The following is a 10,272-nucleotide window of genomic DNA, read 5'->3' on the forward strand; positions in this document are numbered from 1 at the left end:
GGTCGCGACGATGTGCAGCGCGCGCGTCTCGCTGCGCCCGGGCAGCACCACGCGCGCCGGCAGCACCTCGGGTTCGGTGCGTACGTTCTTCGCGTCGTTGACGTCGATCTCGACCGTGATCGGCCCGCCCGTGCTGTTGACGAAGACGATCGTGCGATCCTCGTCCGTGCCGTCCTCGCGCGAGCGCAGCAGCGGCTGCGCATCCGTGTGCACGAGCGTGGACTTCACTCCCGGCGTATTGTCCGGCGGCTTCACGTCGGTGAAATGCACGATGCCCTGCGCATCGGTGTACTGGTACATGTGCTTGGCCTGTGCGGCCACGGCAACGCCGGCGAGAGCGAGTGCCGATATCGTCCGGAACAGATTTGATGCGCGTTTCGTCTGCACTTCCGACTCCGCCAGAAAACCTGGGCTACGGCCGCGCGGGCGCCTCATGCAGCCCGTTCCACAGCACGTCGAGCAACTCGCCTTTCGGGTCTTCGTCCTGCTCCCAGTACATGATGCCACCCAATTCATTCGACCGGACGAACGCGGTCTTCGCTTTCAGCGACTGCGCATCTTCGTAGCTGATGAAATGCCTGGTCTTTTCGTTCCACAGGAACGGCGCCTGCGCTACTGTGTCCCAGTGCCGCCGGTAGCCGTTCCTGTCGATGAAGTCGGACTCGAGCTTCTTCCAGCCGCGATAGGCGACGAAACGCCCGTAGCGCTGGTAAAGGCCGTCGTGGGCCGGCTCGACATCGGCGAATTCGCGCCCGTAGAACGCGGCGCCAAGGACCAGCTTGCCCGGAGCAACGCCGGCGGCGAGAAACTGCTGCACGGCGCGATCGGCCGTGCGCGCCGTCGGCGGCGTCAGCGCAGACGCATGCAAACCGCTATGGTGCCCGGTCGTCGGGGTCAGACCGTTGACGAAGTCGTAGGTCATCAGGTTGAACGAGTCGATCTGCTTGTCGACGGCGGCGATGTCGATGTGATCGACGAACTCCGCATCGGCCACGGCGATGCTGAGCGTGTAGCGATCCGCGCCGCGGCGGCCATCGCGCGCGGAAGCCGCGTCCAGCGCCGTGCGAGCCGCGGCGAGCAGCGCGGTGAAATTGCCGCGGTCGTTCTCGCTCGATGCGATGCCACTTTCATGGTGGCCGGGATATTCCCAGTCTACATCGAGCCCGTCGGCATGCTGCGCGCGAACCATCGCCACCGCGCTGCGCGCGAAACGCTGCCGGCCTTCCGCCGTCGCGGCTGCCTCGGAAAATCCGCCCGCGCTCCAACCGCCGACCGAGATCGTCACGCGCAATCGCGGATGACCCACCTTCAGTGCGAGGATGTTCTGCAGACGCGGCTTTGCGGCATCGGCGAGCGTGACTTCGCCATCGGCTACGTGAGCGAAAGCGAAAATCAGCGTGTCAACCTTGCCGGCGTCCCAGGTGTCGCTCGCATTGCGTACGCCGACGTAGCCGACGATGCGTGGTCGTGCGTGCGCCGTCGCCGCGAAAACCAGTAGCGCTGCGACAAGAATCCAGCTTGAGAACTTCAGCATGACGTTGTCGATGACGTTCTCAAGCGACACGCGCATGCGTGGCTTTGACCCCGACCAGCGCGTTCAGCGGCATCCCGAATTCGTCGTGCAATTTGCGGATCATGGCGAGGCTCAGGCCGCGCTTGCGATTGAGCACCTCATACACGCGATTCACGCCGCCGATCGCCGCGGTCAAGTCGCGCGCCGTCAACCCCGCCTGCTCCATGCGGAACTTGATTGCCTCGATCGGATCGGCCGGAAGCACCGGATGATGCTTGGCTTCCCACGCCTCGATCAACGTGATCAGCGCATCGAAATGCGCGCCTTCCGCGCTGTCGGGATCGGGCTCGGCATCGAAATAACGCCCGGCTTGTGCCAAGGCGGCTTCGTAATCCGCTTCGGTGCGGATCGGATTCAAAGTATGGCGCTTGCTCATGATCGGGATTCCACTTCGTCGGCATCGATCTCGTCGTATTCGGCGTGTGTGCCGACGAACTTCACGTACACCGCCTGGAACCGGTACGCGACTGCCGTCACCACGCGGTAGTCGTTGCCCTTGATGTTGAACACCACACGCCGGCTTTTCAGGATGCTGGCGCTGGCGAACTGCGCCTTGATATCGGCAGGGCGCTTCCACCGTGCCTGCCTGACTTCGTCGGCCCACGCGCGCAGCGGTTGTTCCGCCTGCGGATGCCGCGCCCAGAACTCACGCAAGGACTTCAGGGCGATCAGTCGCATGGGTGGAAATTAGTCCCAATTTGGGACTTTGTCAAGAATCACTCAGGCAACGCAAGCGTGCCTTGCGCCTGCGCTCTCGTGATTGTGCGCACGCGTGCGTAGTCGAGTAGTTCGGAAAGACGCGCGTTCTTCTGTCGCCATTCGTGGAACTGCGATTCGCCGACGAGCGCGTAGTGCCAAGTCAGCCCGTCGCGTTCCGCTATCGGCAGCGCATTGATTCGTTCGCACCAGGTCGATGCGGCTTTCAGTTTGCGCTGCACATTGGGATGGCTGACCTGCTGCTGCGCCTTGGTTTCCACCAGATATAGCGTATCGCTGGTTCGTGCGACGAAATCGGGAATGTAGTAGCCGGAAATGCCGTCTTCCTTCACATAGCGCAGGCGCATGAAGTCGTGGCGGTTCTCGCTGATCTTGCAGAATGCGTGGATAGATGCATCGGCGTCCGCCCATTCGATGAATGCCCGTTCCAACCCGCCGCTGCGGGAAGGGAAGGACAATCGCTCGTAGATGCACTTGCGTGCTTCGATAGAGGCGCTTTCGCGCACCATCAGTTTCGTCACTTCCGACAAATGCCGGTGGCGGGCTTCTGTTTTTCCGGTGGAAATTTGATTTTCCGAGCGCAACAACGCCAATCCGAAAACCTTGACGATGTGATCGACGACGGGTTGTAGAAGCAACAGACGCCAGTTCTCGTCTGCGAAAGGCTCGAACAATTCGCCAAACAGGCGCTCGCGCACGTAATCATCGAGCGCAGCCGCAAGGGCAGCGGTGTTGAGTTGCAAATAGGGTTTCGCTTCGCGGCCGTTGCGTGGCAGCGGGTGGTTCAACGATTGTCCGATGCGTCGGGTCAACCGTGACAGAAACTCGTTGTAACCGCTGACGTTCATCACCTCACCGTCGACGCGGTAATCGCCGAACATCGTGCTGCTCTGCAAATCGTGCGAAGTGAACGTGTCGCCTTTGCCGAGCAGGGCAGCAAGTTCGCCGCGGCTCATTCCGTTGAATGGCGGCAACGCATTGATATCGATCAGCTGATGCTCAGTACTTTCGTCGGCTTCCTGCAGAATGAACGGAATCGCAAAATCGTAGCGCTGGTAATCCTCGCGCAATTCCGCAGCGATCAAGTCGCCGTTGCTGCTCGTTTCGTCGTCATCCTCGCCCATACTGCCGACGAGGCCTGCCTCGACCATTTCGTCGTAGAAATGCTGAAATGCGGGATGCTCGACAATGGAAAGGATATCGATCAGCGATCCAGGCTCCTCACGGCGATTGATACGCTCGCGATTTTCGCGCTTGATATCAACATATTCCGCGTCGCGCCACATCAGACGCAGGCCGCGGCCGATTGTTTGTTCGAGCAGGATCGACGCTTGCGATGACCGCAATGGCACGATCACGCAGATATTGTTGACGTCGAAACCTTCGCGCAGCATCAATACGCTGATGATGACGCGCGGCTGCGCATGTCGATCGACGTTGAAAAGGCGTTGTCGCACCGGCGCCCAATCCTTCTCGCCGAGTTCCGCCTTCTTGCCGGAATCGACGGTCAACACGTCGTCCTCGCTCAAGCCTTCATCGAGCAGGAAGCGCGCGACCAACGGCGACACGGTCGTGTCTTCGCAGACCACGAGCATCTTGGGATGTCGCTCGGGGTCGAGCAGGGCAAAGTCGCCTTCCAGCTTGCGCAGTTTCTTCAATCCGGCGCGCAGCATCACGCGCTGTCCTTCGGACAGGGAAACGGCGTCGTCGTTCTCGTTGCGCTCGGCCTTGAATTCCAGCGGAAGCGCGCCGATTTCCTTGCGCTTGTCGAGCACCAGCGATTTCACCAGCCCCGCGCGCATCGCTGACTTCAGGTCGAAATCGACGACGATATGCGGGAAGTACGCGCGCTTCTGTTTCTTGCCGCTGCCGATCTGGTTGTATGGCGTTGCCGAAAAATCGATCTGCACAAAGCGTCGGCCCTTGCCGGCGGCGATGCGCGACAGGCTCTTCTGCCACTCTACTTCGGTTTCCTCGCCGGCTTTCTTCAAGTCGTGGATGTGATGCGCCTCGTCGTTTAACACGAGCAGGTCGGGCTGCTCGGAGAGAAACGCGAGTACATTGCCGCGCTGCCAACGCCGGTCGAGTACGTCGAGCGCATTGCCGCTCGCCTTGCCGGGCGCAAGCGGCAACACTTGCGCGGCGACGATATGCGCGTCGGCCGGGGCCGCCGGCGCGTCGAATCGTTCGGCTTCCTCGTCGGCCTCCTGTTCCTCTTCGGCCTCGGTCAACAGATGCCAGTTAGTGATGGCGATCATGCCGTTTCCGGTCGCCTTGAGGCCGATCTCGGATTTGGCGCAGACGTTGCCGCGCACGAATTGTTCGACGCGATCGCGTTCAGCCGGCGGCACGAACAAGTCGGCGCAAGTGGCGATATCCGAAGTGGCGAAGTCGCGTGTGCCATCCTCGCGCTGCTTGCCGAGGAACGCATCGAGAAGGCGCTCGTACACGATCAGGCCCGGCGCGACGATTAGAAAGCGTCGGGTGAAATGCGCATCGTCGCGCCCGTCGTCGAGTGCCGCCGATTTGTTGAGAAACTGCCAGATCAAAAGCGCCTGCAGCACCCACGTCTTGCCCGTGCCGGTCGCCATCTTCAGGCAATACTTCGGATGCGCGTGCTTGCTCTGTATCACTTCGGCTAGGTGGTCGTTTTCGAGTAGCGCGTCCGCGCAAATCTGCTTGTACAAGTCGGCGAGGTCGGGGCTGTCGAGTACCTCATGCGCGACGATCGTGTTGAGAATCGCCTGTCGCTGGCCGGCGTGGAAATTGAGCCGGCGCGACTGGCAGGCGTCTTCGCCGAACCACCAGCGCAGCAGGTCCGCCGTGGCCGGCGTGACCAGATCGAGGATTTCGGCATCGCCGTGTTCGAGGCCGATGTAAAGCTGCTCCGCGCGGCGAGTCAGCGCCTTCGCGAGCGCGAGTTGATCGTCGGCGCCGCGGGTCATGTGCCCAGCTCCACCGCTTCTTGCACCGACTCGGCCTCAAAGCCGAACACGTCGACCGCGCGTACGCAGATGCGGCGCGCACCGGCTTTGCGCGGCACGCTGAAATCCGCCGTTGCGACCACGCGCAGAGGATCGCCGTCGTTGTCCGTATTGCCGCGATAGTCCTGCCAGACCGAGCGGAACACCTTGCCGTCGTAGTCGGGGTCGACCGCCCAGTATTCGATCAGCGCCAGCGGTTCGGCATTCATTACCTTGTGCAGTTTCCTGCGGTTTTCTTCATCGAAATTGATCGCTTCCGGCGAGAGCAGCACATAGTTCGCAAGTTCGACGACGAGCCGCTCGCCATCGCCCGCGCGTTCGCGTCGTGCCGGTTTTACCGTGAGGTATTGCAGGCTTGCGAAGCGCACTTGCCCGCGCAGCTTCTCGATACCGCCTTTCTTCTTGAGCCGATCGAGCAAGTCGGGCGGGATCACCAGCACTTCGAGCCGGTCGTCCTTCAAGTGCGAGATGCTTTCGCCGATGCCAGGCTCGAAATTCCAGCCGAGCACGACGACGCGATCCCAGCCGCCGAGCAGGTTGTCGCGCTGTGCGATCGCGCGTTTGAGCGTCGCCGCGCCGGTCAGCTTGCTTGGCGAATCGACGAGCACGAGCGTCTTTTTGCCGCCGAAGATCACCTTGCCGAGATTGCGCAGCGGATTATCGTCCGGATCCAGCGGTTGCGCGCCGTATAGCGACAGCACGATGGCCGACAGGTCGCCGATACGCATGCTGCGGCCGAAGTGACTCTTTGCGGTTTCGACCTGATAGTCGCCGATCGCCTGATAGAGGAACGGTTTCGCGCCGAGGTCGATCAGGCGCTTGCGCATGATCATGCAGGCGGGTTTGCCAAGGTCGGATGTGATCCAGCGGCGGCCGAGTTTTTCCGCGACGGCGGCAGTAGTGCCGGAGCCGCCGTTGAAGTCTGCGACCAAATCACCGGACCGAGTGGTTGCATTGATAATTCGCCCGATCAGGGACTCAGGCTTCTGCGTATAGTAGCCAGTGTTTTCTGTGTTGTCGGCTGGCTGAAGCATAGATATGCGCCAGACTGAATCGACCGTTCTCGCATCCCTCTCAACATATTGAACATTGCCGTTTTCATCACGCGCATTGACCATTCGTCCGTCTACCTTTTTGCGGACGAGCTGTCGTACTGACTTTTCGCGCCGTTCCTCTTGATGCTCGAAGAAGTAGTCAGACTTTTGGTTCTTTGCGTACCAATAAATGACGTCATGCGAACGAGGAAACACTTTATTCCTCGTATCCGGCATCTTGTTGTAGTAGTACCAAATGAGTTCGTTTCGGAAGGATTTCTTCCCAAAAACCTCATCCAATACAACTTTGACGTAATGACCTACGTGCCAATCGAGATGCACATAGAGCGATCCAGAATCCGCGAGTAGCTCGCGCATCAAGATCAGCCGCGGCACGATCATCGCGAGATATGACGCAGTTCCATCCGACCAAGTATCGGAATAAGCAAACTGCTCGATCACCGTCGGCCGCTGTTCGAGTTCGACGCCGGGCAGCGCGACCTTGGTGCGGTAGTCCGCCTTCGAGTCGAACGGCGGATCGATATAGATCAAATCGACCTTGCCGCGCAGGCTCGGCGTGGTCTCGTCGCCCGCGAGCAGCGCGGCCATCGCCAGCAGGTTGTCGCCATAGATCAGCCGGTTGTGCCAGTCGCCGCCGTCGCCTGAGCGCAACTGTACGGCGCGCTCGTTCGCGGCGATCCAGTCGGTCTCGTTCGCGTCCTTCGACGGCAGCACCCATTCACGCGTCTGCAGGCCGACGCGATGCCGGCTTTCCAGCCCTTCGAGAATCTTCTCGGCCTGTGCCTTTCCGTCGGCGACGATTTTCGGCAGTTGCTCCAGCAATGACTTGGCCATGGTGGTCCGGTGGGTGGAACGAACCACAAATGTAAGTAAAACGCTCAAAAAAGTGAACGTAAATCTTGCAAAATGGCGTAGGCACGGGCCGTAAGGTCTGCGCCATGAGAAACGATCGAACGATCTTTGCGCGGCGGCTGCGCGAGGAATTGAAACGGCAGAAGTTCGATTCCCGGCCGGTCGCGCTGGTAAAGGCGCTGGCACGGGAAGGCGGAGTGTCGGTTGCGCAGCAGACGATCTCGCATTGGCTGCACGCGAAGCATCTACCCCGGATCGAGGCGATGCACGGGCTGTCGAAGATGCTCGGTATGGATGCCTACAGCTTGTTGCGCGAGGCCGAACCGCTTCGGGTGCAAGAGCCGCGCATGCTTTGGCCCGAGCACGTCAGCGGCCCGGATCGGCTGACGTTCGAGGCATTTCTGTCTTTGCCGGTCAAAGAGCAGAAGACGGTGCAGGAGTTGATTGCGTCCTTGGCGTTGCCGGCGGCCGCTCGTAAGTTGCGCGGGGAATGATCAGCACTCGATCACGTTGACCGCAAGCCCGCCGCGCGACGTCTCCTTGTACTTGTCCTGCATGTCCCGTCCCGTGTCGCGCATCGTCTTGATGACCTTATCGAGGCTCACGCGATGCTTGCCGTCACCACGCAAAGCCATGCGCTGCGCGTTGATCGCCTTGACCGCGCCCATCGCGTTGCGTTCGATACAGGGAATCTGCACGAGGCCGCCGATCGGGTCGCAGGTGAGGCCGAGGTTGTGTTCCATGCCGATTTCGGCGGCGTTCTCGACCTGGTAGATGCTGCCGCCAAGCGCGGCCGTGAGTCCGCCCGCGGCCATGGAACACGCGACGCCGACTTCGCCCTGGCAACCCACTTCGGCGCCGGAGATCGAGGCGTTTTCCTTGTAGAGAATGCCGATAGCGCCGGCAGTGAGCAGGAAGTCGACGATGCCGTCGTCGTTCGCGCCGGGCGCGAAGCGCTCGTAGTAGTGCAGCACGGCGGGGATGATGCCGGCGGCGCCGTTGGTCGGCGCGGTGACGACGCGACCGCCCGCGGCGTTCTCCTCGTTGACCGCAAGCGCGTAGAGATTGACCCAGTCGAGGATCGTCAGCGGATCGCGCAGCGCGGCCTCGGGACGGTTGCGCAATTCCGCCGCGAGCGTCGGCGCGCGGCGCAGCACCTTCAGTCCGCCCGGCAGCGTGCCTTTCTCGCGCATGCCGCGGGCGACACAGTCCGACATTGCCCTCCAGATAACCAAGAGGCCTTCGCGCACTTCGGCTTCGCTGCGCCAGACCATTTCGTTGGCCAGCATCGCCTGCGCGATCGTCTTGCCCGATTCTGCGCAGAGTTTCAGCAGTTCGTCGCCCGAGGAAAACGGATAGGGCAGCGGCGTTGCATCGGGCACGATCTTGTCGTCGGCCGCCTCGTCGGTGTTGACGACGAAGCCGCCGCCGACCGAGTAGTAGTCGCGCGTCGCAATGACTTCTCCGTTCGCATCGAACGCGGTGAAGCGCATGCCGTTGGTGTGATAGGGCAGCTTCTGGCGTTTGTTCATGACGAGATCGGTTTTCTCGTCGAACGGGATTTCGTGCGTACCGAGCACGCGAATCTTTTTCGTCTCGCGGATGCGCTTCAAGCGCTCGGGAATCGAATCGGGATCGATCTTGTCCGGCCATTCGCCCTCGATGCCGCAGAGCACGGCCTTGTCGGTGCCGTGGCCGCGCCCGGTCAGCGCGAGCGAGCCAAACACCTCGGCGCGGATGCGCGCGACACGCGCGAGGTCACCTTTCTCCTCGAGCCAGCGCGTGCAGAAACGCGCCGCCGCGCGCATCGGCCCGACCGTGTGCGAGGACGAAGGGCCGACGCCGATCTTGAACAGGTCGAAGACGCTGACTGCCATGAATTGCTCCGGAGGTTTGCGGCTATTCTACGCTTCCTCGAATGCAACCCGCGCCGATGCGACTGATCCTCTATCAACGCGACGACTGTCACCTGTGCGATCTGGCGCTTGCTGTGCTGGCCGAGGCGAATGCACCCGAATTCGACAGCGTATTCGTCGACGACGATGCGCAACTCGAGGCGCGCTACGGCGAGCGCGTGCCGGTGTTGCGCGACGAGGGTTCCGGCGAGGAGATCGGCTGGCCGTTCGACGCGGCGACGATCATGCGTTTCCTCGCGCGCTGACGTGGGGCAACGTTTAATCGACGACGCGCAGGTTCACGTCGCCGAGCCAGGCTGTGCCGCTGTCGAGGAGGACGGCTGCGAACCCGGCCTGCTGCGCGCCGTGCGGCACCTGGGCGCGGATCGTCACTGTGCGAAACCCCTGCGTGCCGCTCAGCGGCGTGGCCTCATGCGGCGGATACGGAATGCTGCCGATGAAGGACAGCGTCAGCTGCCAGCCGGAAGGGCCGACCGGAATGATGCGCAAAGTATGCCACGCCGCGTCAGCGCGGTTCGCCCGCCTGCCCGCGCAGCCGCGCGAGGATGGCCGCACGCGCCTCGCGCAGAATCGAGTCGCGATCGAGGCTGGCGACGATGTCGGCGACCGCGCGCTTGGCCCCGCCTTCGCCCCATGACTTGCCCTGCACGAGATATTTTTCCGCGGCGCGGCCGACCAGTTCGGTCGCGTACCAGGCCAGCGCGCCCTGCGCGCCGGCGGTGACGAGCGTGGTCAGTCCCGCGCTGACGCCCTTGAGCGCGCTCGACACCAGATGCACGCCCCAGATCGCGCCCATCAACGCGGCGAGCGCGCCGGTGATCGTGGCGATCAGTGTGCCGGCTTCGCTGCGCGTCAGCGGCATTCCGTATACTTTTCCCAAATGCAGCACGAGCGCGACGTCGAGCGAGGCGGCGGCGAGCAGGTCGGCGACCGGCACCGGGTTGAGCGCGACGGCGATGCCCTTGGCGAGACAGTAGTTGCGGATCACGCGCTGGGCGAGATCCTTGCGCGCCGCGGCCACGCGTTGCGCGACGCGGTCGGAGAGATCGCCCGCGAACAGGCCGGCGTTGAGCGCGGCCAGCGTCTTGCCTTCGCGCTCGGCGATCGCGCGCACGCGTGCGTCGAGTTCGCCGACGTCGCTTGCCTGCGCGGTGCGCGTCTCGTTTTCGCTGCCA

At 62.4% G+C, this 10,272-nt stretch carries 11 protein-coding genes; 2 read left to right on the forward strand and 9 right to left on the reverse strand.

From position 1 onward, the window contains the following. The 6 genes from VF497_RS15775 to VF497_RS15800 form a co-directional block, all read right to left on the reverse strand. A partial coding sequence (locus tag VF497_RS15775) for a DUF4124 domain-containing protein (protein WP_330890452.1) occupies nucleotides 1-387 on the reverse strand: 387 nt, incomplete at its 3' end. A 25-nt stretch (nucleotides 388-412) separates the two neighbouring features. Then, nucleotides 413-1,570, reverse strand: coding sequence for a glycoside hydrolase family 18 protein (locus VF497_RS15780; protein ID WP_330890454.1), 1,158 nt, complete (start codon nucleotides 1,568-1,570; stop codon nucleotides 413-415). Continuing rightward, nucleotides 1,554-1,949, reverse strand: coding sequence for a transcriptional regulator (locus VF497_RS15785; protein ID WP_330890456.1), 396 nt, complete (start codon nucleotides 1,947-1,949; stop codon nucleotides 1,554-1,556). Before VF497_RS15785 ends, VF497_RS15780 begins: the two co-directional genes overlap by 17 nt. Beyond that, entirely contained in the window at nucleotides 1,946-2,251 is a 306-nt protein-coding gene (locus VF497_RS15790; RefSeq protein ID WP_330890458.1) for a type II toxin-antitoxin system HigB family toxin, read from the reverse strand. The genes VF497_RS15785 and VF497_RS15790 overlap by 4 nt, the downstream gene beginning before the upstream one ends. Before the next feature lie 38 nt (nucleotides 2,252-2,289). Beyond that, nucleotides 2,290-5,235: a DEAD/DEAH box helicase family protein gene (locus VF497_RS15795; protein ID WP_330890460.1), complete on the reverse strand. Its 2,946-nt coding sequence runs from the start codon at nucleotides 5,233-5,235 to the stop codon at nucleotides 2,290-2,292. After that, nucleotides 5,232-7,163, reverse strand: coding sequence for a DNA methyltransferase (locus tag VF497_RS15800; protein WP_330890462.1), 1,932 nt, complete (start codon nucleotides 7,161-7,163; stop codon nucleotides 5,232-5,234). Before VF497_RS15800 ends, VF497_RS15795 begins: the two co-directional genes overlap by 4 nt. A gap of 104 nt (nucleotides 7,164-7,267) precedes the next feature. Here VF497_RS15800 and VF497_RS15805 point away from each other — a divergent pair, with 104 nt between their 5' ends. Then, nucleotides 7,268-7,675: a hypothetical protein gene (locus tag VF497_RS15805; protein ID WP_330890464.1), complete on the forward strand. Its 408-nt coding sequence runs from the start codon at nucleotides 7,268-7,270 to the stop codon at nucleotides 7,673-7,675. On the opposite strand, the gene VF497_RS15810 is transcribed toward VF497_RS15805, so the two are convergent. Next, a complete protein-coding gene (locus VF497_RS15810) occupies nucleotides 7,676-9,058 on the reverse strand; it encodes an L-serine ammonia-lyase (RefSeq protein ID WP_330890466.1) in 1,383 nt (460 codons plus the stop codon). It abuts the gene before it with no gap. Nucleotides 9,059-9,114: 56 nt separating this feature from the next. On the opposite strand from VF497_RS15810, the gene VF497_RS15815 reads away from it, so the two are divergent. Further along, nucleotides 9,115-9,342 carry a glutaredoxin family protein gene (locus VF497_RS15815; protein WP_330890467.1) on the forward strand — a complete coding sequence of 76 codons (228 nt, stop codon included), beginning with the start codon at nucleotides 9,115-9,117 and terminating at the stop codon, nucleotides 9,340-9,342. Nucleotides 9,343-9,355: 13 nt separating this feature from the next. Here VF497_RS15815 and VF497_RS15820 read toward each other — a convergent pair whose 3' ends face one another. Next, on the reverse strand, nucleotides 9,356-9,586 hold the full coding sequence (locus VF497_RS15820; RefSeq protein ID WP_330890469.1) for a hypothetical protein: 231 nt from the start codon (nucleotides 9,584-9,586) through the stop codon (nucleotides 9,356-9,358). Between the two features lie 16 nt (nucleotides 9,587-9,602). Beyond that, a partial coding sequence (locus tag VF497_RS15825; RefSeq protein WP_330890471.1) for a YcjF family protein occupies nucleotides 9,603-10,272 on the reverse strand: 670 nt, incomplete at its 5' end.

The organism is Rudaea sp., from assembly GCF_036383415.1.
Lineage (GTDB): Bacteria > Pseudomonadota > Gammaproteobacteria > Xanthomonadales > Rhodanobacteraceae > Rudaea.